We start from the raw sequence: 24,961 nt of genomic DNA, 5'->3' as shown, positions 1-24,961 counted from the left end.
TCTGCGGAAACCATCCTGCCCCGTGCCCGCACGGGGGTCTGCGAGACTAAGTGTGCCCGGCCGAAGCTAACCGGAACGGTCAATTCCGCCGATTGTCAGATGTGACGGTAGCGGGTGAAGAGGAACCCCGCCTCCTCCAGCACCGAAGCCGGTGAAAACCTCTCCGGAACACCCAGCGCGGGGCCGCCGGTGATGCGCTGTGCGTCCCCCGCCGTCATCGTCGGCGACAGGGTCAGACACAGCTCGTCCAACACCCCGGCCGCCACGAACTGGCCCAGCAGCCGCGGCCCGCCCTCGGTGAGCAGCCGCACCAGGCCGCGCTCCGCCAGCGCCCGGACCGCCCTGGCAGGCTCCACGCCCGGTCCGTCCCCGGCGATCACCACCTCCACGCCCGCCTTCTCCGCGGCGCGGACACGGTCCGGGGGTGCCGCGGCCCCGGTCAGCAGCAGCGTCGGCACCAGCGGCTCGGCGAACAGCGGCAGCGAGAAGTCGAGGTCGAGCGAGGCGCTGACCACGGCGATCGCGGGCGCGGGGCCCTGACCGGCCGCGGCCCGCCGCTCCGCGAAGACCTCGCGGGCGCGGGCGGGACGATAGCCCTCCAGCCGGACCGTTTCGGCGCCGACCACGACCACATCGGCGAGCCCGCGCAGTACACCGAAGATCCGCATGTCCGTCTCGGAGGAGATGGCCTGCGAGCGGCCCTCGTGCTGGGCGGCCCCGTCCAGCGTGGCGACCATGTTCGCCCGCAGCCAGTGCCCGGTGCCCTCCGGATACAGATAGGCGTCTGCCAGCTCGTCCACGGACCACTCGCGGTCCTCGGCGGCTGTCTGGTCGGTCACAGGGAGCAGGCGTCGCATGCGATGCAGTCTTCCACGGCCCTTACAGTTGGGAACTGTGTCGACCAGTGCCATAACCGAAGCGGCCCCGCTCTCCCTCTGCGCCCGCGAGCCGCATGTCCCCGCCGACCGGCTGGTGGCCGAGATGGTGCCGCCGCCGCGCTTCGACTCGGTGCGCTTCGACACCTACGTGCCCGACCCGAACCAGCCCAGCCAGCGCGGGGCGGTCACGGTCCTGAGTTCCTTCGCCTCGGGCCTCGGCGGGGCGCACGCGAGCGGCTCCGGCCGGCGCAGGTGGTTCGCCAAGAAGCCCGCGGCCCCCGCCGCCCCGCGCGGCGTCTATCTGGATGGCGGCTACGGCGTCGGCAAGACGCATCTGCTCGCCTCCCTCTGGCATGCCACCCCGGCCGAGTCCTCCCTGAAGGCCTTCGGCACGTTCGTCGAGCTGACGAATCTGGTCGGCGCGCTCGGCTTCCAGCAGACCGTGCAGACCCTGAGCGGACACCGGCTGCTCTGCATCGACGAATTCGAACTGGACGACCCGGGCGACACCGTCCTCGTATCGACGCTCCTCGGAAGGCTCGTCGACGCGGGCGTCGCGCTGGCGGCCACCTCCAACACGCTGCCCGGCAAGCTGGGCGAGGGCCGGTTCGCCGCCGCCGACTTCCTGCGCGAGATACAGGGGCTCTCGGCGCACTTCCGCCCGCTGCGGATCGACGGCGAGGACTACCGCCACCGAGGGCTGCCCGAGGCCCCACCCCCGTACTCCGACGAACAGGTCACCAAGGCCGCGTACGCCACCGACGGCGCGTCCCTGGACGACTTCCCGCAGGTGCTGGAGCATCTGGCGAAGGTGCATCCGAGCCGGTACGGGGCGCTCACCGACGGTCTGCGCGCCGTCTGCCTCACCGATGTGCAGCCCATTCCCGACCAGTCGACCGCGCTGCGGCTCGTCGTACTCGCCGACCGGCTGTACGACCGGGAGGTGCCCGTGCTGGCCTCCGGGCAGCCCTTCGACCGGCTCTTCAGCGAAGAGATGCTGAACGGCGGCTACCGGAAGAAGTACTTCCGTGCGATCTCCCGGCTCACCGCGCTGGCCCGGGACGCAAAGGGTCTGGTGGCGCAGTAGGTTTGGGGCCGTCACCCCGACCGAAGGGAAGCATCATGGCCGCTACGCGTACCGCCCACACCATCTGGGAGGGCGATCTCCTCAAGGGCTCGGGCGAGGTCACCCTCGACTCCTCCGGCAACGGCACCTTCGCCGTCTCGTGGCCGGCCCGCACCGAGCAGCCCGGCGGCAAGACCAGCCCGGAGGAACTGATCGCGGCCGCCCACTCCAGCTGCTACTCGATGGCGTTCTCCAACATCCTGGCCAAGGCCGGCCACGCGCCGACCCGCCTGGACACCAAGGCCGATGTCACCTTCGTGCCGGGCGAGGGCATTACCGGCAGCCACATCACCGTGCGCGGCGAGGTCCCGGGCCTGGACAAGGACCGCTTTCTCGAGCTGGCCGAGGACGCCAAGAAGAACTGCCCCGTAAGCCAGGCGCTCGCCGGTACCACAATCACCCTCACCGCCGAACTCGCCTGACACCTGGGCCTCGCTCGGCCCGGCCACAACACGAGGTGCAGTGGCCCGCATGGTTACGTGTCACCGATCTGCGTGATACACACGTGCGGGTCACATCTCCTGTCCTCCCCCATGGCCTTCGGGCATGGGAGGTACCCCACAGGGAGTTGCCTCATGTCTTCACGTTCTGAAACGTCCGCAACACGACGTCAAGTCCTCGCCCGCACCGGTGCGTTGAGCGCCGGCATCGCCTTCACCGGCGCCTTCTCCGAACTCTTCGCGGGCACCGCTGCCGCCCGCGGCCACAGCGGGTACGGCCCGCTCGTCCCCGACCCGGCCGGGCTGCTCGATCTGCCGAAAGGTTTCCGCTATCGGGTCCTCTCCCGCGAGGGCGATCAGCTGCGCTCCGGCGAGGGGCAAGTCCCCAGCAACCACGACGGCATGGGTGCCTTCGCGGGCAGCCGTGGCCGCGTGCACCTCGTCCGCAACCACGAGAACCGCGTCACTGCCAAGATCGGCGTCCCGACGGTCGAGGGCCTGACCTACGACCCGATGGGCAAGGGCGGCTGTACGGCGCTTGAGCTGGACGGCCGTAACAACGTCCTGTCCGAGCGGGTCGCGATAGCCGGCACGGCCGTCAACTGCGCGGGCGGACCGACCCCGTGGGGCACCTGGCTCACCTGCGAGGAGACCGAGGACAGAGCCGGCACCAACGGCTACACCAAGGACCACGGCTTCATCTTCGAGGTCGACGGCGCCGATCCGCGCCGTACCGGAGCCGTGCCGCTCACCGCGATGGGCCGCTTCCAGCACGAGGCGATCGCCGTCGACCCGAGGCACGGGATCGTGTACGAGACGGAGGACGCCTTCGACCGACCGTTCGGGCTCTTCTACCGCTTCCTGCCCAACAAGCCTCTGGGCGGCACCGGTTCGCTGCGCGCGGGCGGCGCCCTGGAGGCGATGCGGGTGCCGGGCGTGCCCGATCTGTCGGCGATCCAGGAGACCGGCGCGAGCTTCGACCGCGTCGAGTGGGTGCCCGTACCGGACAGCCAGGCGAAACAGACGCCCATCAGGCTGCAGGACTTCGGCCCGAAGGGCATCACGCACGCGCAGAAGCTGGAGGGCTGCTACTGGGGCGGGAGCTCGGTGTACTTCGTCTCCAGCTTCGCCGTGAGCAAGGCGGGCTCGGCGGCCGACCACTTCGGGCAGGTGTGGAAGTACGAGCCGCACCGGCGCCGGCTCACGCTGGTGATCGTCTTCGGTCCGGACACGGACATCCAGCTGCCCGGGGAGTCGCCCGACAACATCTGCCTCGCGCCCAGCGGCGGGCTGATGGTGTGCGAGGACGGGAACGGCGCGCAGCATGTGTTCGGGCTGACGAAGCGCGGTGAGGTCTACCCGATGGCGCGAGGCGCGCAGAACATTGGTACGCCTCAGGAGCCGGAGTGGGGCGAGTTCGCGGGCGTCACCTTCTCCCCGGACGGAAACACCATGTACGTCAACTGCTATACGCCCGGCACGACGTTCGCGGTCACCGGGCCGTGGTGCTGACGGGCCGACCCGTCCGGCCGTGGGGCGGGGGCGGCGCGGCACGCGCGTGAGGCAGCCGCCCCACGGCCTCAAAGATCGTCGGCACGCGGCGTGCGGGAGCCACCGTTCCATCGCACGATCGGAGGAAGGGAACGGACCCGGAAGGGGCGCGCGGTGGCCAAGAAGGACGCGAAGAAGGAAGCGAAAAAGGGCAGCAAGAAGAGCACCAAGAAGAAGGAAGCCCAGCCGGCACAGCTGCGCAAGCTGCTGCGCGTCCCGCGGGGCAAACACATCGACCTCGCCTCCTACGCCGCCGACGCCACCCCGGCGGGCCCCGCCGACAAGGCCGCCGCCCTGGCCGCGATCACCCAGATGGGTGAACGTCTTGCCGGCCTCCAGGAGCGCCTGTACGCGGCGAGCACCGCGGGCGACCGCCGCCGCCTCCTCCTCGTACTCCAGGGCATGGACACCAGCGGCAAGGGCGGCACGGTCAAGCATGTCGTCCGCTTCTTCAACCCGGCCGGCTGCCGGATCAGGGCCTTCAAGGCCCCCACCCCCCAGGAGCGGAATCACCCCTTTCTCTGGCGCATCACCAGGGCCCTGCCCGGGCCCGGCGAGATCGGCATCTTCGACCGCTCGCACTACGAGGATGTACTGATCGCCCGCGTCCGCGAACTGGTCCCGCGCCGCAAGCTCGGCCGCCGCTACGACCTGATCAACCGCTTCGAGGAGGAACTCGTCGAGGACGGGACCACGGTCGTGAAGGTGTTCCTGCACATCAGCTACCAGCAGCAGCGCCGCCGCCTGCTGGCGCGCCTCGACAACCCGGAGAAGCACTGGAAGTTCAGCCCCGGTGACATCGAGGAGCGCGCGCTGTGGCCGGACTACCAGGAGGCGTACCGCATCGCCCTGGAACGCTGCTCAACCCGGGCCGCGCCCTGGTATCTCGTACCGTCCGACCGCAAGTGGTACCGGAACTGGGCGGTCAGCAAGCTGCTCCTCGAGTCCCTGGAGGCGCTGGATCCGCAGTACCCGGAGGCCGGCTTCGACGTGGAGGACTGCCGCAGGCGGCTGCTGGAGGAGGCGTGAAGCAGGAAGCGGCCGCCCGGGAGTGCGTCCCGGGCAGCCGCCACTGCCTACTCGATGACGAGTGACTACTCGATGACGAGCTCGACCGGCAGGTTGCCGCGGGTCGCCTTGGAGTAGGGGCAGTACGCGTGCGTCTTCTCCAGCAGGTCGCGGCCCGCCTCGCCCTGCAGGTGGTCGGGCAGCTCGACCCGCATGATCACGGAGAGGCCGAAGCCGCCGTCGGTGTCCTTGCCGATGCTGACCTCGGCGGTCACCGAAGCGTCCTTGACATCGATCTTCTCCTGGCGGCCGATGGCCCCCATCGCGCTGGCGAAGCAGGCGGCGTACCCGGCGGCGAAGAGCTGCTCGGGGTTGGTGCCCTGCCCATTGCCGCCCAGCGCCTTGGGGTGGGCGAGCGGCAGGTCGATGTGGCCGTCGGAGCTGACAGCGCGGCCTTCGCGACCGTTGGCAGTGGCGACAGCGGTGTAGAGCGCGTCCATGAGTTGCATCCCTCTGCGTCCGTGGGGTCCGTTGACACCACTACAGCACACAATTCAGTTGTGCACAACTTAATGGCGCGCGGAGTACGCTGGCCCCATGGAGAAGACGACGCTGACGACCGTGCCGGACGAGGACTTCCTCCGCCTCGACCACCAGGTCTGCTTCACGCTGCACGCCGCGTCCCGCGCCTTCAACGGCGTCTACCGGACCGTGCTGAAGGATCTGCGCCTCACCTATCCGCAGTACCTGGTGATGCTGGTGCTGTGGGAGCACGGCGAGCTGCCCGTGAAGCAGATCGGCGAGCATCTGCGGCTGGACTCGGGCACCCTGTCGCCCCTGCTCAAGCGTCTGGAGGCGGCGGGCTACGTGGAGCGCAGGCGCAGCCCCGATGACGAGCGCTCGGTCACCGCCCGGCCCACGGCCGCGGGCACCGAGCTGCGCGAGAAGGCGCTGGGCGTGCCGCGCCGGATCGCCGCGGCCACCGGCATGCCCCTGGAGCGCATCCGTGAGCTGCGCGCCGACCTTGAAGCGCTGACCGCCACTCTGGACGGGGCGGGCCTGGAAACTCCCAACTGCGCGACCGAGGCCGACTGACGGTCGCGGCCGACCGGGACGGGCAGTGCGCCGGGCTTACGCCAGTGCACCCCAAGGCCCCGGACATCCGCCGACGTCCGGGGCCTCTCGCTGCTGTCGGCGTCAGCCGCTCTGGCCGCTGCTGTTGCCCGGGCTGACTTGGCCCAGACCGTCGTCGGCCGCGCCGCCGTTGTGGTCGGCACCGGCGCCGTCGTCGGCCGCGCCACCGTTGTCGTCCGCCGCGCCACCGTTTTCGTCCTCGGCGCCGCCGCCGTTGTCGTCCGCAGCACCGCCGCCGTTGTCGTTGGCGCCACCGGCAGCGTTGTTGTCCGCGGCACCGCCACCGTTGTCGTCCGCCGCGCCACCGGCGGCGTTGTCATCGGCGCCGCCAGCAGCGTCGCCCTGACCACCGCCGTTGCCCTGATCCTGACCGGCGCCGTCGCCGATCTGGGCGCCGACCGCCTCCAGGGCCGTCGTCACGGGCTGGAAGAACGTCTCGCCGCCCTGGGTGCAGTCACCACTGCCGCCCGAGGTGAGGCCGACCGCACTGCCGTCCTGGGTGAAGAGCGCGCCGCCGCTGTCACCCGGCTCCGCGCAGACGTCGGTCTGGATGAGCCCGGTGACGGTGCCCTCCGGGTAGTTCACCGTGGCATTGAGCCCGGTCACCGAGCCGTCCTTCAGACCGGTGGTGCTGCCCATCCGCAAGACCTGCTGTCCGACCGCTGCGTCCGCCGCCTGTTTGATCTGCACCGTCTGCCCGTTGCCCAGATCGACCGCGCTCGCGGCCTGGGTCGCCGGGTCGTCGTACTTGACCAGTGCGAAGTCGCCGTCGCCCGGGAACGTCGCCGCCTCCACCGTACCGATGGGCTCGCCGTTCGCGGCCTCCGACCACTGCTTCGCCGCGACCCCGCAGTGGCCCGCGGTCAGGAAACCGGGGCTGCCGTCCTGAGTCGTCACATTGAAGCCGAGCGAGCAGCGGGCGCCACCGCCAAAGATGGCGTCGCCGCCTTCGAGGAAGGGCTTGAACTCACCCGCGGACTTCTTGATCCGGGCCATACCGTCGCCCAGGGACTTTACTGTCGTCTCGAGTCTGTCCCACTTGCCGCCGGAGACCGTGCGGTCCGCCGTGACGAGGACCTGGTTGGTCTTGGGGTCGACGGCCCACGCCGTTCCGGGGATGGTGGCCTGCTGGGCCAGGGTGCCGGCGGCGGCCTTCAGCTCGCCGAGGCTGTTCTCGACGCTCCGCGCCACCGCGCCGGCCTTCTTGACCTGGACGACGACGTCGTTGTCGTCGCCCACGACGTTGACGACGAGCTGCTGCTTGTCGGCGTCGTAGTACGCCCCGCCGTATGACTCGCCGAGCTTCTCACCCAGCTGCTGGATGAGTTCTGCCGCCGATGCGGCGCTCAGTTTCTCGGGGGCCGACCGTGCTTCGGATCCCGATCCGGATCCGGACTGCGAAGCGTTCGCGTTCGGCAGCAGGATGGCCGCGGCGGCGACGCCCACCGCTCCCGCTCCCGCGAGAATTGCCTTCCGCTTCGATATTCGCCTGTGACTCAACTCGTCGCCTCCTGTAGGGGGGTACGGAGACCGGTTGCCGACGGAAACCGGTGGACGCGTCCGACCCTTGATACGCATGGGGCGTGAGTTGTACTCATCAACAGTGTTGAAAAAATCTTCTGACGGCCCGTAAGTCAAGGTTCTACAAGGGCAGTTGGGTGCCGCAACGACTGCAGTAACGTGCAGCGATGTCCTCGGCGGGACGGTCACAGCCGGGGCAGATCCGGTTCAGAAGACAGGCCGCTTCGCCGCCTTCGGAGCCGGCGGCGCTGCGGATGGCAAGTCCCGGACGACGGCGGTGCACCGTCACGTACACCAGTCCGTTTTCGTCGGCGAACAGTGAACGCCGGGTGTGGCGCGGCAGCCAGGCCACACAACCGGGCTCCAACGGCTGCGGCCCGCCGTCCGTTTCCAGCCGTCCGCTGCCGCCGAGCACGCACAGCAGCACATCGAGTTCCGGGTCCGAATGACCGGCGACCCGGGCGCCTGCCGGCATGCGGATGATGTTCGCGTCCAGCTGCCGCCGTTCCTCGGAGAGCCGCCACAGCGCCCCTCCACGGTCAGGCTGCACATCGTGAAGCAGCTCCGCGATACGGGCGAGCACACCGGCCGCAGGGGGCACAGCCATGTCGTTCCTTTCACACACCCGGAGGAACGCAGACCCGGCGCGGGAGAGCCGCGCTCCGATTGTCGGATTGATCGGATACGTTCCGCCTGTGACCTATTTCCTACGAAGAATTACCGCCGTGGCGGCCATGGGTACCGTACTCGTCGGCTGCGGAAGCGACGTCGGCAGCGAAGCCAACCCCGAATCCACGGCAGCACCCGGCACGCCCGCCGCGCGGGTGTCGCCGCAGCCCGGGAAGCCTGTCGACAAGCCGATGGAGAAGAAGGTTCCCACGGTCGCACCCGGTCCCGGCGGACTGACGCCCGTCTTCGAGCGCGCCACCGAGGTGACGGGTAATACGGCGCCGAAGACCGTGGCGCTCACCTTCGACGCCGACATGACCGCCGGCCAGGGGCCGCGGGCGGCACGCGGCGAGCGCTTCGACAACCCCGCCCTGATCGCCTCGCTGCGGAAACTGAACGTCCCCTCGACCGTCTTCATGACCGGCCGCTGGGCCGAGGAGTACCCCGACCAGGCGAAGGCGATCGGCAACGACCCGCTCTTCGAGATCGCCAATCACTCGTACAGCCACTACGCCTTCAAGTCCCCCTGCTACGGCCTGCCGGTCGTCGAGAAGAACGGCATGCGCGCCGACGTGGAGCGGGCCTTCAGCGCGTTCAAGAAGGCCGGGGTGCGCAATGTGGTGCCGTATTTCCGCTTCCCCGGCGGCTGCTACAACGACACCGCCCTGCGCGCTCTCGCCCCCGTGAAGGTGACGGCGGTCCAGTGGGACGTGGTCAGTGGCGACGCCTTCGCGACGGACGCCGACGCGGTTGCCGAGCAGGTGCTCGCGGGGGTCCGGCCGGGGTCGCTGGTGGTCATGCACTGCACGCGCAGCGCGGCGCCCGTCACCGAGCGGGCGGTGCGGACGATCGTCCCTGAACTGCGAAAGCGGGGCTACCGCTTTGTGAAGGTCTCTGACCTCATGCGCGGCTAGGACGTTTTCTTTCCTCTCGGAACACTCGGAGCACTCGGCCCGCTCGACCCGCTAGCCCGAGCACGCCGTCCGCTGGGCCTCCTGCCACTCACAGACGGGGCAGAGCGTCGCACCCTTGACCGACTCCGGATACTCGGTCGGCCTCCGGCACAGCACGCACTCGGCCCACGGCGGGCCACCGGCCGCTACGGGCGCGGGGGCCGTCGTCTCGCAGTACGGCTCGTCCATGTGTACGAGGTTAACTCGCGTCCCCCGCGACCTTGGAGCGTCAGTGGGCCGACGCGCTCTGCGGAGTGAGCTCGCTGGGACGTACGATCACAAATCCCTCACCCTGGAGCATCAGCTGGACGGCCTCGCCCGAGCCACCGCGGATCATCGAGCCGATGGACTGCGAGCGGTGCAGCGAGGTGTTCAGCTGGGCGCTCCAGCCGACGACCGCATCCGTGTCGACGTAGACGGGCTGCTGGGCGGTGACGGGTATGACGATGGGGTTGCCCTCGCAGATGACGGCGAGCTTTCCGTAGCCGGTGAAGACGCTGTTGAAGAGGCCGCCGCCGGTCATGCCGGCGCCTTTCACCATCTTGATCTCGTACGCAAGGGTGGCGTCGAAACACAGGACGTTGCGGCCGTTGACGGTCAGGGCGTCGCCCTGGTCGATGTCGACGATGAAGCAGTTGGCGGCTTCGTGCGCGAACCACGCCTCGCCCTGGCCGCGGACCGCCATCAGCGGCAGACCCTCGCCGGTGACCGCGCGCTTGAGCATGCCGCCTATGCCCTGGCCCTTGCGCTCGAACTGGAGATTTCCGCGGAAGGCGATCATGGATCCCTGTCGCGCGTGCATCTCGCCGTTGACGGCGTACTTGATCGACTTGGCGTTCTGCAGGGTCATGCCCGGCACCGTCGCCTGCTGCGCCATGTTCTCCGTGGCGAAGAGATCGCTTTTCATGAGGTGCATCGTGGCCCGGAGGGATTCGTTCCGCCAACAGTCCCGGCAGAGCGGAACAGGGCGGCTGGCAGACTGGCTGGTGTGAGCAGCGAAGAAACCCGCCCGGGAAGCCCCTTGGCCAGTCCGTCCGACGGTCTCAGCGGCAGTCCCGCCGACGGCCCGTCCGACAGCCCTTTCCGGCACGAGAACACCGCGCGCGACGAGGCCCCCCAGTTTGTGCTTCCGCTCGTGGTGCGCATCGAGAAGGCCGAACCCCCGGCGCGTACCGACGCGCTGGAGACCGCGGCCCGCGCGGTGCTCGAAATCCTCGGCGACGAGCGGTCGCTGGCGGAGGGCGAGTGGTCGCAGGCGATGCGGGACTGGCAGGACGCCCGGATCCGCAAGGTGGTGCGGCGGGCGCGGGGCGCCGAGTGGCGCAAGGCGTCGGCGCTGGAAGGCATCACGGTGACGGGTCAAGCTGCCGAGGTACGGGTCTTCCCGCCCGTCCCGCTGGACGGCTGGCCCAAGGAGCTGGCCAAGCTGCAGGTCTCGGGCACGGACCTGGACGACCCCGAGCCGCCCGCCGCGCCCGACCTCGCGTGGCCGGTCCTCTGGCTGAGCCCCGATGTCGACATGTCGGCCGGCAAGGCGATGGCGCAGGCCGGGCACGGTGCGCAACTGGCCTGGTGGGAACTGTCGGAGGCGGACCGCAAGGCATGGCGGGAGGCCGGTTTTCCGCTGTCCGTACGCACCGCCGAGCCCGCGCAGTGGCAAAAACTCACGGTCAGCGGGCTGCCGGTGGTGCGCGACGCGGGCTTCACGGAGATCGCTCCGGGGTCCTGCACCGTGGTCGCGGATCATCCCTCGCTGCGCGGCTGAACAAAGCGACCCCCCGCTACGTACCCTCCAGTACCGCCGATTAGGTTGAACGCCGTTTCGGTCGGCGATTGGTTGCCGTGAAACGCATCTCGGCTCTGGAGGGACATTGTTGCGGCGCATCAACGGATCAGCACTCATCATCGCGGCTCTGGTCGCCACGGTAGGGGCGCTCGCGTTTCCCGTGTGGTCATACGCGGACCGTTCCGGCACCGGTCAGGACAACCTCAATGCCTCGAGCGTGTCGACACAGTGGGGGCCTCTGACGGCCACGGACCGCGACTTCCTGGTGAAGGTCCGGCTGGCCGGGCTCTGGGAGCTGCCCGCGGGACAGCAGGCGATCGAGCGCGCGCCGACCAAGGCGATCAAGGACACTGGTGACCACCTTGTCGTCGGCCACACCGACCTCGACAAGCGGGCGCGTGATGTGGCGGCGAAGCTCGGCGTGGAGCTGCCGAACCAGCCGAACGAGCAGCAGCAGGGCTGGCTGCGGGAGCTGTCGGCGGCGAGTGGCGAGGAATACGAGCGCAAGTTCGCCAACCTGCTGCGCAATGCGCACGGCAAGGTCTTCTCGCTGGTCGCGCAGGTCCGGCACACCACGCGGAACACGCTCATACGTCAGCTGGCGACGGACGCGAACCAGACGGTGCTCGACCACATCACCATGCTGGAGTCGACCGGTTTCGTGGACTTCGACGGCATAGCCAACGAGGCCGCGGGCAATGCGACGGCCAGCCCGACCGGTCCGCCACCCCCGAACGGGAACCTGCCGCCCGCGCCGGCGCCCGCGACGCCGACGGGGCAGGACCAGTCGTTCACCTCGCGGCCCTCGACACAGCCGGGAGCACCGACAGCGATCAACACCAACCGTCCGTAACAGCGGGCCCGCTCCGGCTCGCCGGAAGCCCGCGGAACCTCAAATCAACCTCTGAACGTCCCCTCCCCTGGATTCACCGCCGTCCGGCGGGGCCATGAGCCCTGCACGCACCGGCACACGGCGCAGGGGGAGGGGACTCATGGAACTCGGTATAGGCATCGGCTGGCGGCCCGAAATCGCGGAGGCGGTCGAGGAGCTGCCAGGCGTCGACTGGGTCGAGGTCGTCGCGGAGAACATCTGCCCGGGCCATCTGCCCGCCGCGCTGACCCGGCTGCGCTCGCGCGGCACCCGCGTCATCCCGCACGGCGTCTCGCTCGGCCTGGGCGGCGCGGACCGCCCGTCGCAGCAGCGGCTCGCGGACCTGGCGGAGCGGGCGGTGGCGCTGGACGCGCCGCTGGTCACGGAGCACATTGCATTCGTACGGGCCGGAGGCGTGCTCACCGCGTCCCCCCGACTGGAGGCCGGCCACCTCCTCCCCGTCCCCCGCACCTGGGACGCGCTGAAGGTCCTCTGCGAGAACGTCCGCATCGCCCAGGACTCGCTGCCGGTGCCGCTGGCGCTGGAGAACATCGCGGCGCTGATCTCCTGGCCCCACGAGGAGCTCACCCAGGGCCAGTTCCTTGCGGAGCTGGTCGAGCGGACGGGCGTCGGCCTGCTGATCGACGTGGCCAACCTCCACACCAACCACGTGAACAACGGCGAGGACCCGTCGAAGGCGCTGGACGAACTCCCGGTCGAGGCCATCGCGTACGTCCATGTGGCGGGCGGCGTGGAACGCGACGGCGTCTGGCACGACACACACGCCCACCCGGTGACGGAGCCGGTCCTCGATGTCCTGCGGGAACTGCGCTCGCGGGTGTCTCCGCCGGGCGTCCTGCTGGAGCGGGACGACGACTTCCCGCCCGCGGCTGAACTGGCGACGGAACTGCGTACGATCCGCGAGACGGTGACGACGGGAGCACGCGGCCCCGCACCGACGGCTGTCCCGCGCGGCGAAACCCGCGCCGCTGAAGGCACGGAGGACACCTCACCCGGCGCCCGAGAGCGGGTCGCGCTCGCGCAGACCGCGCTGCTCTCCGCTCTCGTCGCCGGCACCCCCGCCCCCGAAGGTTTCAACCCCGGGCGCCTGCGCGTACAGAGCCGCGCCCTCGCCGCCAAGCGCGCCGACATCGTCGCCAAGGTCGCCCCCGAGCTGCCCGAGATCCTCGGCACGGGATACCGGAACGCCTTCCTCGGGTACGCCAAGGCCCGCCCCATGCGCGCCGGTTACCGCCAGGACGCGCTCGACTTCGCCGAGCAGCTGCTCGTCGCCGGGCGGCCCGAGGACGACAGCGCCCGGCGCGCGCTGACCCGTTGGTGGGAGGAGCGCGCCGCCCCGCACCCCCCGCGGCGCTCCGCACGGATCGTACGCGCGGCCCGTGCCGCGCTCGTCGGAAGGTGAACCCCGATGGTCCTGCTCGCCGTGCTCGTCTATGTCGCCATCGGCGTCTCGTCCGCCGCCCTGATCATCCGCTCCGCCATGTCCTCCTCCCGCCCCCGCCATCCCGCCACCACCCAGATCCAGCACGTCTACGAGGCCGCCTTCCTCAGCGGCGGCCCCGCCCGCGTCGCCGACTCCGCGCTCGCCGCCCTGCACGCGGACGGCCGCGTGGTCATCGGGGGCCCGGGCATCGTCTCCGTACGCCACGCTCTCGCCCACGACCCCGTGGAACGCGCCGTGTTCGAGCAGCTGGCCACCGCGCCCACGGGCGCACTGCACACACTGCGGCGCGCGGTGATGCGCCACCCCGCCGTGCAGGAGGTCGGCGACGCTCTCGCCGCCAGCGGGCTGATGACGCCGCCGGGACAGAACCGCGCGCTGACGGTGTGGGGCCTGACCCAGGGCATTCTGAGCCTGGTGGCGTTCCCCGCCGCCTTCGCCCTCACCATCATCTCCTTCGTCGACGACGCCGTGGGCGACACGGACGGCTTCGCCCCGCCGTTCATTGTCATGGTCTTCCCGGCCCTGATCGCGGGCGTCGTGATCGGCTTCGTCATGGCGAACCGCTCCAAGCGCCGGATCACCCCGGCCGGGCGGGACGCCCTGCGCTCGTACGGGGTGCAACACGCCCAGGTCTTCTCGCCGGCCCATCTCGTCGCCGTGCACGGTCTGCGCGGAGTGCCGGACCCCGCGCTCCAGGCGCAGCTGATCACGGCGGCACGGATGCCGACGGCCGGCACCAGCCACAGCTCCTCGTCCTCGTACACGGACTCCGCCGCCGTGTGGTGCGCCGGCTCGAGCCCGGGATCCGGCTGCGGCAGCTCCAGCTGCGGTGGATCTTCCGGCTCCAGCTGCGGCGGCTCGTCCGGATCGAGCTGCTCCAGCGGGTCCAGCGGGTCCAGCTGCGGAGGGTCGAGTGGCTCAAGCTGCTCCAGCTCCAGCGGATCCAGCTGCGGTGGCGGCAGCAGTTCCTGAGCCCCAGGGCCTGTCTTCCGGATCTCGCCGGGCTGCCCTGACCCCGTACTTCGCCCAACAGCCCACAGGATCACCCCGGTGCCGACTAGCGTGCGGACCGCACGCAGGAGGCACCATGCGTTCCCTCACCGGCACCGGCCTGATCGTCGTCGCCCTGACGGCGACCATCGCCGCGATCCTGTTCCCCATCTGGTCGTACGACGACCGTTCCGGAACCACCCAGGCCAATCTCCGGGCCGGTTCCGTCCCCACCCCCTGGGGCCCGCTCTCCGCCGCCGACCGGGACTTCATCGTCCGGGTCAGACTCGCCGGCCTGTGGGAGCTCCCCGCGGGCCAGCAGGCCGTGGACCGCGCGCCCACGGTCGCGATCACGGCGGCCGGTGAGCATCTCGTCGAGGGACACACCTACCTCGACGCCCGCGTCCGCGAGGTCGCGGCCCGGCTCCACATGGAGCTTCCCAACCAGCCGAACACCCAACAGCAGCGCTGGCTCAGGGAGTTCACGGCCGCGCGCGGCCAGGAGTACGAGACCAGGTTCGCCAATATCCTGCGCCGCGCCCACGGCAAGGTCTTCTCGCTCGTCGCCGACATCCGCAACAGCACCCGCAACACGCTCGTGCGCGCTCTCGCCGACGACGCCAACACCACCGTGCTCGACCACATCAAGATCCTGGAGGCGACCGGGCTCGTCGACTTCGACGCCATCGCCGCCGAGGCGGCCGGCACCGGGACCGCGAGCCCCACCGGACCGCGGCCGCCAGCACCGGGAGCAACACCGCCGGCCGCCGAAGCCGTCACACCCACCCCGACCTCCTCCTTCTCGTTCCCACCCGCGGCCTCCCGCCCCCGCGCCGGCGTCACGAACCCATAACGCACCGTCCGCATGGTGAACAACCCATGGCACTGATGCGGACATCTCGCGTAGAACTCGGCCATGCTCTGGGTCCTCCTACTGCTCGTGGCCTGGGTCGTGGCGGGCATCAGCTGCGCCCGGCTCTGCCTCGCCGCCGTCGAAGCCGCTCGCCCCGGCCCACCCGAAGGGGCGGTGTCCGAGCGGCGGTTGAGCCTGTACGAAGCGGCCTTCCTGGCCGGCGGCCCGCACCGGGTCACCGAGCTCACCCTCGTCTCGATGCACCGCCGCCGCACGCTGCTGCTCGCGCACACCGGCTGGGCCACGGTCGTCGTCCCGGACGGCGAGGACGACCTGGAGCGATCGGTCATCGGCGCGATAGGGCCCGGGGGTCAGGCCCGGATAGGGGCCGTACGGGCCGCCGCATCCGCCGCCGACGCGGTACGGGCCCTGGCCGACCGGCTCGTCAGCGCCGGGCTCGCCGTTCCGGACCCTGCCAGGGCCTCGGTGGCGTCCGCCGTGCGGCCGCGCTCACCGTCGCGCTCGCGGCCGCGGCCCTGCTGCTCCCCCAGGAGCAGAGCGTGAACGCACCGCTTCTGGGCTGGTTCGCGCTCCCTCTCCTCCTCACCCTGGGCTGTCTGGCCATCGCCCGGATCGAGGTGCATCCGTACACCCGCTGGGCCTCGCCCGACGGTCAGCGCCTCCTCGGCACTCTCTCCACCGCCAGAGGCACGCTCACCGCCGTCGCGGTGCGCGGCGTCGCCGCGCTCGACGATCCGCATCTGCGAGCGGCACTCACCAGCGGCCGCAGGGCGCGGGTGACGCATCGGAGTCATTGACTTCGACACCGGACATTTGTCCTTTACATGATCAACTGATCCGCCAAGGATCCCTTGCCTGTGGCCATACGGCCGCGGTGCGCACGAAGGGAACGCGATGCGAGCAGTTGCGATGTACGGGGCCGTGACGAGCCTCAGCTCCTTGGTCATCTCCGCCCTGGCCGCCGCACCAGCCGGCGGCACGACCACCGCGACCGCCCAGTCGCGCGGCACTGCCGTCGCCGCCGAGCGTGCCGCCGCCGCGGGCATCACCTTCGGCAACTGCCCCAAGGCGGAGATGCTGCCTTCTCCCATCCAGTGCGGCCTCGTCAAGGTCCCGCTCGACTACGCGGATCCGTCGGGCCGTCAGATCTCCCTGACCGTCAGCCGGGTGAGGGCCGGCGGCAAGCCGGCCGAGTACCAGGGAGCGTTCGTCTACAACCCCGGCGGCCCCGGCGCCTCCAGCATGAGCTTCCCGCTGGCCGCGCAGCTTCCCGAGTGGAGCCGGATTGCCCGGGCCTACGACATCGTGGGCTACGCGCCGCGCGGCGTCGGCCGCTCCGCCCCGCTGTCCTGCCAGGACCCGGCCGACTTCGCCAAGGCGCCGACCCTGGCTCCGGTGCATCCGTCGTCCTCGGACAAGCTGGAGCGGATCGCGCAGGCGAAGGCGTATGCGCAGGGCTGCGCGCGCAGCGCGGGTCCGGCGCTGCGCCACTACACCTCGCTCAACAACGCCCGCGACCTCGATGTGCTCCGCGCGGCACTCGGCCAGCAGCGGCTGACCTTCATGGGCGCCTCGTACGGAACCTACTTCGGCGCGCTGTACGCGACCCTCTTCCCCTCCCATGTCCGCCGCATGGTCTTCGACTCGGCGGTGAACCCCGAGCCGGGCCGGGTCTGGTACCGCAACAACCTCGACCAGTCGCTCTTCTTCGAGAGCCGCTGGGCGGACTTCCGCACCTGGGTCGCCAAGCACGACAAGACGTTCCACCTGGGCGCGACGGCCGAGGCGGTGGCGAGCAGCTACGAGAAGGCACGCGCCCGGCTCGCGCTGAAGCCGGCCGGCGGCACGGTCGGCCCCGGCCAGCTGCACGCGGCGTTCCTGGGGGCCGGCTACTACGACGACTACTGGGTGTCGCGTGCCACCGCGCTCGCCGAGTATCTGAAGGGCAATGAGAAGCCGCTGATCGCGCAGGCCGCGCCGCTGCCGGAGGAGGCGCCGGAAGCCGAGAACGGCAACGCCGTCTACACCGCGGTCGAGTGCAACGATGCCCCCTGGCCGACCGCGTGGGAGACCTGGGACCACGACAACACCAAGCTCGCGCGCCGGGCACCGTTCGAGACCTGGGACAACGCCTGGATGAATCTGCCGTGCGCCTTCTGGCCCGCGCCCCGGCAGCAGCCGCTGGACGTCCGTACGAAGAAGGGTGCGCTGCCGCCGACGTTGATCCTGGCTGCCGAGCGGGACGCGGCGACGCCGTACAAGGGGGCGCTCGAGCTGACCCGGCGGCTGAAGGGTTCCGTGCTGATCACGGAGGAGGACGCCGGCACGCACGGCATCGGCGGTGGCAGTAACGAGTGCGTCAACGCCTACCTGGAGAACTATCTGTTGCGCGGTGAGACGCCGGTGCGGCGCGCTGCGTGCGCGCCGCACCCGGAGCCGGACCCGGTGTCGCTGGACCGGCCCGCGGCTCGGCCGAAGCTGCCGCACACCGTCTGATCTTCCGGGTCGGGGGAGGCCGGGTCCGCACGGAGCGGACCCGGCCCTTTGGCCTTTCGTGGCTCAGGCGAGCCCGGCCACCAGTTCCGCGACCGACCGTCGCCGCCCGGTGTAGAACGGGACCTCTTCGCGGACGTGCAGACGCGCCTCGGAGGCGCGCAGATGGCGCATGAGGTCGACGATGCGGTACAGCTCGTCCGCCTCGAAGGCCAGGATCCACTCGTAGTCGCCGAGCGAGAACGACGCCACGGTGTTGGCCCGCACGTCCGGGTAGCCGCGCGCCATCTTGCCGTGGTCGGCCAGCATCCGCCGCCGGTCCTCGTCGGGCAGCAGATACCAGTCGTAGGAGCGTACGAAGGGGTAGACCGAGACATAGTTGCGCGGCGTCTCGTCGGCCAGGAAGGCCGGGATGTGCGACTTGTTGAACTCGGCGGGGCGGTGCAGCGCCATGTTCGACCAGACCGGCTCGAGCGCGCGCCCCAGCTTGGTGCGGCGGAAGAGGTTGTACGCCTCCTGCAGCTCGTCCGCGGTCTCGGCGTGCCACCAGATCATGAGGTCGGCGTCGGCGCGCAGCCCGGAGACGTCGTACGTGCCGCGCACGGTGACGTCCTTGGCGGCGAGCTGGTCGAACAGCTCCTGGACCTCGTCGGCGTAACCGGCCCGGTCCTCGGGCAGCACGTCGCGCAGCTTGAAGACGGACCACAGGGTGTACCGGATGACCTCGTTGAGGTCCTTGGCCTTCTTGCCTGCGTTCGGAATCTTTTCGGGCGCACTCATGAGGCTATTCTCCCGCGTCGTCCCCGGTGCCCCGCACCAGGGTGGACGTGGCGATGATCTCGTCGGCCGCACGCTGCGCGCTCGCGATGCAGGCGGGGATGCCGACGCCGTCGTACGCGGCCCCGCAGACCCTGAGACCGGGCAGTTTGGCGACCTCGTCACGGATCCGGGCGACGCGCGCGAGATGCCCGACGGGGTACTGCGGCAGTCCGCCGATCCACCGTGTCACCTCGGTGGCCACCGGCCTGGCCGCAAGCCCGGTGGCCGCACCGAGGTCGCTCAGCGATACGCCGACGAGCTCGCCGTCCTCGCGGTGCAGCCACTCCTCCTCGCCGTAGCGCCCGATCGAGGTGCGCAGCACGAAGAGGCCGGACGAGCCCTCCTCGACCCAGCCCCACTTGCGGGTCGAGAACGTGGACGCCTTGATGGTGCGGCCGTCCACGGGCGGCACCAGGAACCCGCTGGCGTCCGGCATCCCGGCCAGCTCGCTGCGCCGGAAGGCCATCGTGACCAGCGCCATCGAGGCGTACTCGACCTGGCCGAGCTCGGCCGCCGCGGCCGGGCACTCGGCGGCCAGCAGCGCGGCGGCGGACCAGGCGGGGGCCGCGAGCACCACGCCGTCGGCGGCGATGACGAGCTGGTCGGTGCGGATCTGCCAGCCGTCGGCACCGCGGGTGAGACCGAGGACGGGCGTCTCCATGAGGATCTCGCCGCCCCGTGCGCGTACGGCGTCGGCGACGGCCCCCGGCAGCACGCCGATGCCGCCGTCGATGCCCATGAAGACGGGCCCGGCGCTCTGCGGCTCGGCGGCGGCCTGCGCCTGGATGTCCCGTACGCCCGCAAGCAGCGAGTCATGGGTCTTCGCCGCCTCGAAGAGCTTGGGGACGGCGGCGCGCATCGAGATGCGGTAGGCGTCGCCCGCGTACACCCCGCCGAGCAGCGGCTCCACCAGCCGGTCGACGACCTCGCGGCCGAGGCGCTCCGCGACATACGCGCCGACCGCGACGTCGTCGCCGAGCTCGGCCGGCGGGAGGTCGCGCTCCTGCTCGATGCGGGCGACGCCCTCCGGCGAGAGCAGCCCGCCGAGCGCCGCCGGGTCGGAAGGCACGCCCATGACGTGGCCCTTGGGCATCGGGCGCAGGGCGTCGCGGGTCCAGACCGACGCGGTGGTGGTGGCGGGCGGCTGGAGCCGGTCGGCGAGGCCGACGGCGCGGGCCAGTTCGACGCCTTCCGGGCGGCGGGCGAGCATCGACTCGGCGCCGAGGTCGACGGGGGCCCCCTCGATCTCGCCTGCCTGCAGTTTGCCGCCGAGGCGGTCGGTGGCCTCCAGCAGGGTGACGCGCACCCCTGCGGAGACCAGCCGGTGGGCGGCCGCGAGGCCGGCGATGCCGCCGCCGATGACGACGACATGACCCGTACGTGTGTCCGCGTTCATGAGCCAACTCTCTCAAACGCCGTACCGAGTCCTGACCGTGACCGCTTCGGGATCGAAAGTCGGCAACCCGCGCCGTGGCCTCGTGCGTCGAACCGGCAACACTCACCACCTGTCCCCGGGGGGCCTGTATCCGTGCACGTCGTACGGTCGCAGCGCTGTTTCTCACCGCCTCACTCGCCCTCGCGGGCTGCAGTGCGGACGACGCCCAGTCCACCGCGGACGACAAGAGCGCCGCGAAGCCCGCGGCGGAGGGCGGCGCGGGCTCCGGCTACGCCGCCGACCAGAGCTCCGGCGCGCGGCAGACACCGCCGAAGCAGCCGTTGCCGCCGACTCACATCATCCGCACCGCCGAGCTCGAGGTGGAGGTCAAGGACGGCGCGAAGGCGCTCGCCGCAGCGCGCAGGACGGCAGAGACGGCGGGCGGCCATGTCGCCAACGAGACCACCGAGCGGCTCGACGACACCCATGTGACCTCGCGGATCGTGCTGCGCGTCCCGCAGGAGAAGTACGACGGGGTCCTTGCCGAGCTCGCGGGCGCCGGAAAACTGATCTCCCGCAAGGCCGACGCCAAGGACGTCACCGACCAGGTCGTCGATGTGGAGAGCCGTATCGCGACGCAGCGGGCGAGCGTGGCCCGGGTGCGGGCCCTGATGGACCGGGCGGAGAAGCTCAGCGACGTGGTCACTCTGGAGGGCCAACTGAGCAGCCGACAGGCCCAGTTGGAGTCGCTGCTGGCGCAGCAGGCGGCGCTCAAGGACCGTACGACGCTGGCGACGATCACCCTGTCGCTCTCCGAGAGCGAGGACAAGGGGCCCAAGAAGGAGGACGACGGACCGGGCTTCCTGGACGCGCTGGGCGGCGGCTGGGACGCACTGCTGGCGACCGGCCGGTGGATCGCGGTGGCGACAGGCGCGGTGGCACCGTTCGCCGCGGTCGTCGCCGCGCTGTACGCGCTGTGGCGCTGGGTGCTGGGGCCCCGGCTGCCGAAGCGCCGGGTCGCAGCTGCGGCGTCGGCTCCCGAACCGGGTCCCGGACAGGACTGAACGGCCGCTCCCCCGTAGCGTGTTCCCCATGGCAACAGAGCGACTGGTGGTCATCGGGGGCGATGCGGCGGGCATGTCCGCCGCATCGCAGGCACGCAGGCTCAAGGGCCCGGACGAGCTGGAGATCGTCGCGTTCGAGCGCAGCCACTTCAGCTCGTACTCCGCCTGCGGGATTCCGTACTGGGTGGGCGGCGATGTGCCCGAGCGCGACGAACTGATCGCCCGTACGCCTGCCGAGCACCGCGAGCGCGCGATCGACCTCCGGATGCGCACGGAGGTGACGGAGCTCGACACCGCGGGCGGCCGGGTGCGCTCCCGTGACCTGGAGAGCGGCGACGAAACGTGGACGGGCTACGACAAGCTGGTGATCGCGACCGGCGCGCGACCGGTCCGCCCGGCGCTGCCAGGCATGGACGCGCCGGGCGTGCACGGTGTGCAGACGCTCGACGACGGCCAGGCACTGCTTGACAGCCTGGCGCGCACACAGGGCCGGCGCGCGGTCGTCGTGGGCGCGGGCTACATCGGCGTCGAGATGGCGGAGGCGATGCTGAAGCGCGGCTACGAGGTGACCGTCCTCAACCGCGGCGCACAGCCGATGGCCACCCTCGACCCCGACATGGGCCGCCTGGTGCACGAGGCGATGGACGGCCTCGGCATCACGACGGTCACCGGCGCCGGGGTCACCAAGATCCTCACCGGCCAGGACGGCCAGGTCCGCGCGGTGGCGACCGAGGACGCGGAGTACCCGGCGGACGTCGTGGTCCTCGGCATCGGTGTGGAGCCGGAGACCACCCTGGCCGACGCCGCCGGTCTGCCGCTCGGGGTGTACGGCGGGCTGCTCACCGACCTCGCGATGCGGGTGCGCGGGCACGAGAACATCTGGGCGGGCGGCGACTGTGTGGAGGTACTCGACCTGGTCTCCGGCCGCGAGCGCCATGTTCCGCTGGGCACGCACGCCAATAAGCACGGCCAGGTCATCGGCGCGAACGTGGGCGGCGGCTACGGCACCTTCCCGGGCGTCGTGGGCACGGCCGTCAGCAAGGTCTGCGAGCTGGAGATCGCCCGCACCGGACTGCGCGAGAAGGACGCCCGCGAGGTGGGCCTGCAATACGTCACCGCCACCATCGAGTCGACGAACAGCGCAGGCTACTACCCCGGCGCCGCCCGGATGACGGTGAAGATGCTCGCGGAGCGGCGTACGGGCCGGCTGCTGGGCGTCCAGATCGTCGGCCGCGAGGGCTCGGCGAAGCGGGTGGACATCGCGGCCGTCGCCCTGACCGCGGGCATGACGGTGGAGCAGATGACGGCGCTGGACCTCGGCTACGCGCCACCGTTCTCGCCGGTGTGGGACCCGGTACTGGTGGCTGCGCGCAAGGCGACGAGGACGGTCCACGGCTCGGCCACGTGACGCCTGCGGCGGGCTTTGTCCGGGGAGAAAACCGCTCCAGGGGTCAACGCCCCGCCGACCCCAGCCGTCTCTCGCCCGCGGTCGCCTCGGCCAGCGCGCCGGAGAGCCGGCGGCGCAGCAGCCGCGTCACCGGTCGTTCGATCAGCCGGTGCACCAGCCAGGAGGTCACCAGCATGCCGCCGGTCACCAGCGCGAGCACGGTGTACGGCGGCAGCCGGTGCCCCAGCGCTCTGATGAGTTCCCAACCGGCGTACTGGTGCAGCAGGTAGAGCGGGTAGGTGAGCGCTCCGGCGTACGGCAGCCAACGCCACTTCATCCAGTCCAGCTTCCCGGTCGCGACCAGGGCCATCGCCCCGAAGCAGACGGCAAGCACGGCGACGACCGGCCAGAAGGGAATGCTCTGCCTGAAGTAGCCGAGGCTTCGGCTCCAGGTGTCGTGCGCGGAGGGCAGGGCCGCTCCGAAGCAGACCAGCACAACGCCGGTGAGCAGCAGGCTGGGCCGGAAGCGGTACATCAGGAAGAAGGCCATTCCGGCGATGAAGTACCAGCAGTAGTTCGGCATGATCAGCAGCTGGAGCACCGAATCGTCGGACTGGGCGAAGAGCATGCCCGCCGCGGCCCAGACGCTGCAGAAGGCGAGCACGCGTCGGTAGGTAAGGCCCCACCACGCCATCAGCGCGAACAGGAGATAGAAACGCAGCTCGGCGAAGAGCGTCCAGTACACCCCGTCGACCTTGGGGACGCCGAGCGGCTCCTCGAGCATGGTGAGGTTGGTGAGCACGTCGGCCACGGGCAGCGGATTGTTGCCGTTCGGTATGAGCAGCAGTACGGCGGTGGTGGCCAGGACCGCGAACCAGTACGCGGGGTACAGCCGGCTGACCCGGGAGACGAAGAAGTCCCCCAGCGACCTGCCCCAGCAGCTCATGCATATGACGAAGCCGCTTATCAGGAAGAAGAGCTCGACGCCCAGCCAGCCGTAGGCGGTGAAGGGGAACGAGCCCGGGAAGAGCGCTTCCCCGCGGGTCGTCCAGCCTCCGTAGAGCGCCATGTAGTGGTAGGCCACCACCATCAGCGCGGCCAGCAACCGCATGCCGTCCAGTGCGGACAACCGGCCGGCGCGCCGGGGCGCCGGGGTGGGCACGGGCGCCGGCGCAGGCCGGGCACGCGGCAGTGTCAGCGTCGGGGGGTCTTGCACAGCCAAAGGTTCTCCCCCGTTACCTCATTCGTGGCCCGCCGTACTATTTCCGGTCCCAACAAGCCCCGCATACGCGGCTCCCTCCGCTGATCATTCCTGTCACCCCACTGGACCGCCCGGCCCACCCGCGGGGTTCCATGAGGAGGGTCGTGATTTTGTGAAGGACACGGTGGGGGGAACGGCCCGATGGGGGCCGGAGGTGCTGCGGTTGGCCCCTCAGCGCGCCGTCTGCGCGTGGACGTACTCGACGAGGCGCGTCAGCGCGTCCGGGTCGGTCGTCGGCAGGACGCCGTGGCCCAGGTTGAAGATGTGCCCTTCGAGCCCGGCCGCCGCGTCCAGCACCTCGCGGGTCTTGGCCTCCACCGCCTCCGTCGACGAGAAGAGGACCGCAGGGTCGAGGTTGCCCTGGAGCGCCTTGCCCGGACCGACACGCCGCGCGGCCTCGTCCAGCGGGACGCGCCAGTCGACGCCGACGACGTCCGCGCCCGCCTCGCCCATCAGGCCGAGCAGCTCGCCGGTACCCACGCCGAAGTGGATGCGCGGCACTCCGTACGAGGCCACCGCTTCGAAGACCTTTGCGGAGGCGGGCAGCACCGAACGCCGGTAGTCGGCAGGGGCCAGCGCGCCCACCCACGAGTCGAAGAGCTGAACGGCGCTCGCGCCCGCCTCGATCTGCACCTTGAGGAAGGCGGAGGTGATCTCGGCGAGCCGGTCGAGCAGGTCGGCCCAGAGCCGCGGGTCGCCGTACATCAGCGCCTTGGTGTGCTCGTGGTTGCGCGAGGGGCCGCCCTCGACGAGGTAGCTCGCGAGCGTGAACGGCGCGCCCGCGAAGCCGATGAGCGGCGTGGAGCCCAGCTCTCCGGTGAGCATCCCGATGGCCTCGGTGACGTACGAGACGTCCTCGGGCGTCAGATCGCGCAGGCGCGCCAGGTCGGCGCGGCTGCGGATCGGCTCGGCGACGATCGGGCCGACGCCCGGCTTGATGTCGAGGTCGATGCCAATGGCCTTCAGGGGCACGACGATGTCGCTGAAGTAGATCGCGGCGTCCACCCGGTGGCGGCGCACCGGCTGCAGCGTGATCTCGGTGACGAGCTCGGGACGCATGCAGGACTCGAGCATCGGGATGCCCTCGCGGACCTTGAGGTACTCGGGCAGTGAGCGCCCCGCCTGACGCATGAACCAGACCGGCGTGTGCGACACCGGTTCACGCCTGCACGCCTTCAGAAAGGTGGAGTCGTACGTCTTGGTCGGCTGGCCCGTCGAGGGGGCCTCCCCGGATCGGGCGAAGCCTCGATCCAGGGGAAGGTCGTTGGCACTCACGTCCAGAATCTTCGCACGTAC

The 24,961-nt window shown here is 70.7% G+C and carries 24 protein-coding genes and 1 pseudogene; 15 read left to right on the top strand and 10 right to left on the bottom strand.

Features of this window, described 5'->3' with window-relative positions:
* Nucleotides 1-95 precede the first annotated feature (95 nt).
* Nucleotides 96-857: a pyrimidine reductase family protein gene (locus ACQEVG_RS29675; RefSeq protein ID WP_432989402.1), complete on the bottom strand. Its 762-nt coding sequence runs from the start codon at nucleotides 855-857 to the stop codon at nucleotides 96-98.
* On the opposite strand from ACQEVG_RS29675, the gene zapE reads away from it, so the two are divergent.
* The 4 genes from zapE to ACQEVG_RS29655 all read left to right on the top strand — a co-directional run bounded on the left by zapE (nucleotide 856) and on the right by ACQEVG_RS29655 (nucleotide 5,024).
* A complete protein-coding gene (zapE, locus tag ACQEVG_RS29670) occupies nucleotides 856-1,965 on the top strand; it encodes a cell division protein ZapE (RefSeq protein WP_432989400.1) in 1,110 nt (369 codons plus the stop codon). The two genes, ACQEVG_RS29675 and zapE, sit on opposite strands and share 2 nt — an antisense overlap.
* A gap of 35 nt (nucleotides 1,966-2,000) precedes the next feature.
* Nucleotides 2,001-2,426 carry an OsmC family protein gene (locus ACQEVG_RS29665; protein ID WP_142213114.1) on the top strand — a complete coding sequence of 142 codons (426 nt, stop codon included), beginning with the start codon at nucleotides 2,001-2,003 and terminating at the stop codon, nucleotides 2,424-2,426.
* 153 nt (nucleotides 2,427-2,579) lie between these two features.
* The gene (locus ACQEVG_RS29660; protein ID WP_432989397.1) at nucleotides 2,580-3,956 is read left to right on the top strand and encodes a PhoX family protein; all 1,377 of its coding nucleotides are present in this window, start codon (nucleotides 2,580-2,582) and stop codon (nucleotides 3,954-3,956) included.
* A gap of 153 nt (nucleotides 3,957-4,109) precedes the next feature.
* On the top strand, nucleotides 4,110-5,024 hold the full coding sequence (locus tag ACQEVG_RS29655; RefSeq protein ID WP_432989395.1) for a PPK2 family polyphosphate kinase: 915 nt from the start codon (nucleotides 4,110-4,112) through the stop codon (nucleotides 5,022-5,024).
* A gap of 65 nt (nucleotides 5,025-5,089) precedes the next feature.
* Here ACQEVG_RS29655 and ACQEVG_RS29650 read toward each other — a convergent pair whose 3' ends face one another.
* Complete coding sequence (locus tag ACQEVG_RS29650) at nucleotides 5,090-5,503, bottom strand: organic hydroperoxide resistance protein (RefSeq protein ID WP_404722778.1); 414 nt, start codon at nucleotides 5,501-5,503, stop codon at nucleotides 5,090-5,092.
* A 97-nt stretch (nucleotides 5,504-5,600) separates the two neighbouring features.
* Between ACQEVG_RS29650 and ACQEVG_RS29645 the strand changes: the two genes are divergently transcribed.
* Complete coding sequence (locus tag ACQEVG_RS29645; RefSeq protein WP_432989393.1) at nucleotides 5,601-6,098, top strand: MarR family winged helix-turn-helix transcriptional regulator; 498 nt, start codon at nucleotides 5,601-5,603, stop codon at nucleotides 6,096-6,098.
* A 102-nt stretch (nucleotides 6,099-6,200) separates the two neighbouring features.
* Here ACQEVG_RS29645 and ACQEVG_RS29640 read toward each other — a convergent pair whose 3' ends face one another.
* Entirely contained in the window at nucleotides 6,201-7,637 is a 1,437-nt protein-coding gene (locus tag ACQEVG_RS29640; protein WP_432989391.1) for a S1 family peptidase, read from the bottom strand.
* A gap of 142 nt (nucleotides 7,638-7,779) precedes the next feature.
* Entirely contained in the window at nucleotides 7,780-8,265 is a 486-nt protein-coding gene (locus tag ACQEVG_RS29635) for a cupin domain-containing protein (RefSeq protein WP_432989389.1), read from the bottom strand.
* Nucleotides 8,266-8,392: 127 nt separating this feature from the next.
* Here ACQEVG_RS29635 and ACQEVG_RS29630 point away from each other — a divergent pair, with 127 nt between their 5' ends.
* Nucleotides 8,393-9,241 carry a polysaccharide deacetylase family protein gene (locus ACQEVG_RS29630; RefSeq protein WP_432989387.1) on the top strand — a complete coding sequence of 283 codons (849 nt, stop codon included), beginning with the start codon at nucleotides 8,393-8,395 and terminating at the stop codon, nucleotides 9,239-9,241.
* A 51-nt stretch (nucleotides 9,242-9,292) separates the two neighbouring features.
* On the opposite strand, the gene ACQEVG_RS29625 is transcribed toward ACQEVG_RS29630, so the two are convergent.
* Together ACQEVG_RS29625 and ACQEVG_RS29620 are read right to left on the bottom strand one after the other, a co-directional pair.
* On the bottom strand, nucleotides 9,293-9,469 hold the full coding sequence (locus ACQEVG_RS29625; RefSeq protein ID WP_432989385.1) for a hypothetical protein: 177 nt from the start codon (nucleotides 9,467-9,469) through the stop codon (nucleotides 9,293-9,295).
* Between the two features lie 40 nt (nucleotides 9,470-9,509).
* Complete coding sequence (locus ACQEVG_RS29620; protein WP_432989383.1) at nucleotides 9,510-10,187, bottom strand: AIM24 family protein; 678 nt, start codon at nucleotides 10,185-10,187, stop codon at nucleotides 9,510-9,512.
* Nucleotides 10,188-10,301: 114 nt separating this feature from the next.
* Here ACQEVG_RS29620 and ACQEVG_RS29615 point away from each other — a divergent pair, with 114 nt between their 5' ends.
* The 7 genes and pseudogenes from ACQEVG_RS29615 to ACQEVG_RS29585 all read left to right on the top strand — a co-directional run bounded on the left by ACQEVG_RS29615 (nucleotide 10,302) and on the right by ACQEVG_RS29585 (nucleotide 17,762).
* Nucleotides 10,302-11,045, top strand: coding sequence for a peptidyl-tRNA hydrolase (locus ACQEVG_RS29615; RefSeq protein ID WP_432993003.1), 744 nt, complete (start codon nucleotides 10,302-10,304; stop codon nucleotides 11,043-11,045).
* Between the two features lie 109 nt (nucleotides 11,046-11,154).
* Nucleotides 11,155-11,919, top strand: a complete 765-nt coding sequence (locus tag ACQEVG_RS29610) for a DUF4142 domain-containing protein (RefSeq protein WP_432989381.1) — start codon at nucleotides 11,155-11,157, stop codon at nucleotides 11,917-11,919.
* Nucleotides 11,920-12,058: 139 nt separating this feature from the next.
* Nucleotides 12,059-13,360, top strand: coding sequence for a DUF692 domain-containing protein (locus ACQEVG_RS29605; RefSeq protein ID WP_432989379.1), 1,302 nt, complete (start codon nucleotides 12,059-12,061; stop codon nucleotides 13,358-13,360).
* Nucleotides 13,361-13,366: 6 nt separating this feature from the next.
* A complete protein-coding gene (locus ACQEVG_RS29600) occupies nucleotides 13,367-14,374 on the top strand; it encodes a TIGR04222 domain-containing membrane protein (protein WP_432989377.1) in 1,008 nt (335 codons plus the stop codon).
* Between the two features lie 115 nt (nucleotides 14,375-14,489).
* Nucleotides 14,490-15,245 (top strand): DUF4142 domain-containing protein, encoded by a 756-nt coding sequence (locus ACQEVG_RS29595; protein ID WP_432989375.1) that lies wholly within the window; start codon nucleotides 14,490-14,492, stop codon nucleotides 15,243-15,245.
* A gap of 63 nt (nucleotides 15,246-15,308) precedes the next feature.
* Nucleotides 15,309-16,063, top strand: a pseudogene (locus ACQEVG_RS29590) (TIGR04222 domain-containing membrane protein).
* A gap of 97 nt (nucleotides 16,064-16,160) precedes the next feature.
* Nucleotides 16,161-17,762 carry an alpha/beta hydrolase gene (locus ACQEVG_RS29585; RefSeq protein WP_432989373.1) on the top strand — a complete coding sequence of 534 codons (1,602 nt, stop codon included), beginning with the start codon at nucleotides 16,161-16,163 and terminating at the stop codon, nucleotides 17,760-17,762.
* 63 nt (nucleotides 17,763-17,825) lie between these two features.
* Here the strand turns inward: ACQEVG_RS29585 and hemQ are convergent, their stop codons facing one another.
* On the bottom strand, nucleotides 17,826-18,539 hold the full coding sequence (gene hemQ / locus ACQEVG_RS29580; protein ID WP_432989371.1) for a hydrogen peroxide-dependent heme synthase: 714 nt from the start codon (nucleotides 18,537-18,539) through the stop codon (nucleotides 17,826-17,828).
* A 4-nt stretch (nucleotides 18,540-18,543) separates the two neighbouring features.
* Entirely contained in the window at nucleotides 18,544-19,974 is a 1,431-nt protein-coding gene (hemG, locus tag ACQEVG_RS29575; RefSeq protein ID WP_432989369.1) for a protoporphyrinogen oxidase, read from the bottom strand.
* Nucleotides 19,975-20,102: 128 nt separating this feature from the next.
* Between hemG and ACQEVG_RS29570 the strand changes: the two genes are divergently transcribed.
* Complete coding sequence (locus ACQEVG_RS29570) at nucleotides 20,103-21,017, top strand: DUF4349 domain-containing protein (protein WP_432993000.1); 915 nt, start codon at nucleotides 20,103-20,105, stop codon at nucleotides 21,015-21,017.
* 28 nt (nucleotides 21,018-21,045) lie between these two features.
* On the top strand, nucleotides 21,046-22,425 hold the full coding sequence (locus ACQEVG_RS29565) for an FAD-dependent oxidoreductase (RefSeq protein ID WP_432989367.1): 1,380 nt from the start codon (nucleotides 21,046-21,048) through the stop codon (nucleotides 22,423-22,425).
* A 43-nt stretch (nucleotides 22,426-22,468) separates the two neighbouring features.
* On the opposite strand, the gene ACQEVG_RS29560 is transcribed toward ACQEVG_RS29565, so the two are convergent.
* Both ACQEVG_RS29560 and hemE read right to left on the bottom strand, forming a co-directional pair.
* Nucleotides 22,469-23,620 (bottom strand): acyltransferase family protein, encoded by a 1,152-nt coding sequence (locus ACQEVG_RS29560; protein ID WP_432989365.1) that lies wholly within the window; start codon nucleotides 23,618-23,620, stop codon nucleotides 22,469-22,471.
* A 216-nt stretch (nucleotides 23,621-23,836) separates the two neighbouring features.
* Nucleotides 23,837-24,919, bottom strand: coding sequence for a uroporphyrinogen decarboxylase (gene hemE, locus ACQEVG_RS29555; protein WP_432992997.1), 1,083 nt, complete (start codon nucleotides 24,917-24,919; stop codon nucleotides 23,837-23,839).
* Nucleotides 24,920-24,961 lie beyond the last annotated feature (42 nt).

Origin of the sequence: Streptomyces sp. CA-135486, assembly GCF_050936555.1 — a bacterium.
Taxonomy (GTDB): Bacteria; Actinomycetota; Actinomycetes; order Streptomycetales; family Streptomycetaceae; genus Streptomyces.
The sequence above is the reverse complement of the archived record's forward strand: the minus strand, read 5'-3'. Positions and strand labels throughout refer to the sequence as shown.

Excerpts from the sequence above, each read along its gene's own strand:
- ACQEVG_RS29605 (WP_432989379.1), top strand. The coding sequence starts at position 12,059 with ATGGAACTCGGTATAGGCATCGGCTGGCGGCCCGAAATCGCGGAGGCG.
- ACQEVG_RS29645 (WP_432989393.1), top strand. The coding sequence starts at position 5,601 with ATGGAGAAGACGACGCTGACGACCGTGCCGGACGAGGACTTCCTCCGC.
- ACQEVG_RS29585 (WP_432989373.1), top strand. The coding sequence starts at position 16,161 with ATGCGAGCAGTTGCGATGTACGGGGCCGTGACGAGCCTCAGCTCCTTG.
- ACQEVG_RS29600 (WP_432989377.1), top strand. The coding sequence starts at position 13,367 with ATGGTCCTGCTCGCCGTGCTCGTCTATGTCGCCATCGGCGTCTCGTCC.
- ACQEVG_RS29620 (WP_432989383.1), bottom strand. The coding sequence starts at position 10,187 with ATGAAAAGCGATCTCTTCGCCACGGAGAACATGGCGCAGCAGGCGACG.
- hemQ (WP_432989371.1), bottom strand. The coding sequence starts at position 18,539 with ATGAGTGCGCCCGAAAAGATTCCGAACGCAGGCAAGAAGGCCAAGGAC.
- ACQEVG_RS29635 (WP_432989389.1), bottom strand. The coding sequence starts at position 8,265 with ATGGCTGTGCCCCCTGCGGCCGGTGTGCTCGCCCGTATCGCGGAGCTG.
- zapE (WP_432989400.1), top strand. The coding sequence starts at position 856 with ATGCGATGCAGTCTTCCACGGCCCTTACAGTTGGGAACTGTGTCGACC.
- ACQEVG_RS29660 (WP_432989397.1), top strand. The coding sequence starts at position 2,580 with ATGTCTTCACGTTCTGAAACGTCCGCAACACGACGTCAAGTCCTCGCC.
- ACQEVG_RS29675 (WP_432989402.1), bottom strand. The coding sequence starts at position 857 with ATGCGACGCCTGCTCCCTGTGACCGACCAGACAGCCGCCGAGGACCGC.
- ACQEVG_RS29665 (WP_142213114.1), top strand. The coding sequence starts at position 2,001 with ATGGCCGCTACGCGTACCGCCCACACCATCTGGGAGGGCGATCTCCTC.
- hemG (WP_432989369.1), bottom strand. The coding sequence starts at position 19,974 with ATGAACGCGGACACACGTACGGGTCATGTCGTCGTCATCGGCGGCGGC.
- ACQEVG_RS29650 (WP_404722778.1), bottom strand. The coding sequence starts at position 5,503 with ATGGACGCGCTCTACACCGCTGTCGCCACTGCCAACGGTCGCGAAGGC.
- ACQEVG_RS29625 (WP_432989385.1), bottom strand. The coding sequence starts at position 9,469 with ATGGACGAGCCGTACTGCGAGACGACGGCCCCCGCGCCCGTAGCGGCC.
- ACQEVG_RS29565 (WP_432989367.1), top strand. The coding sequence starts at position 21,046 with ATGGCAACAGAGCGACTGGTGGTCATCGGGGGCGATGCGGCGGGCATG.
- ACQEVG_RS29595 (WP_432989375.1), top strand. The coding sequence starts at position 14,490 with ATGCGTTCCCTCACCGGCACCGGCCTGATCGTCGTCGCCCTGACGGCG.
- ACQEVG_RS29630 (WP_432989387.1), top strand. The coding sequence starts at position 8,393 with ATGGGTACCGTACTCGTCGGCTGCGGAAGCGACGTCGGCAGCGAAGCC.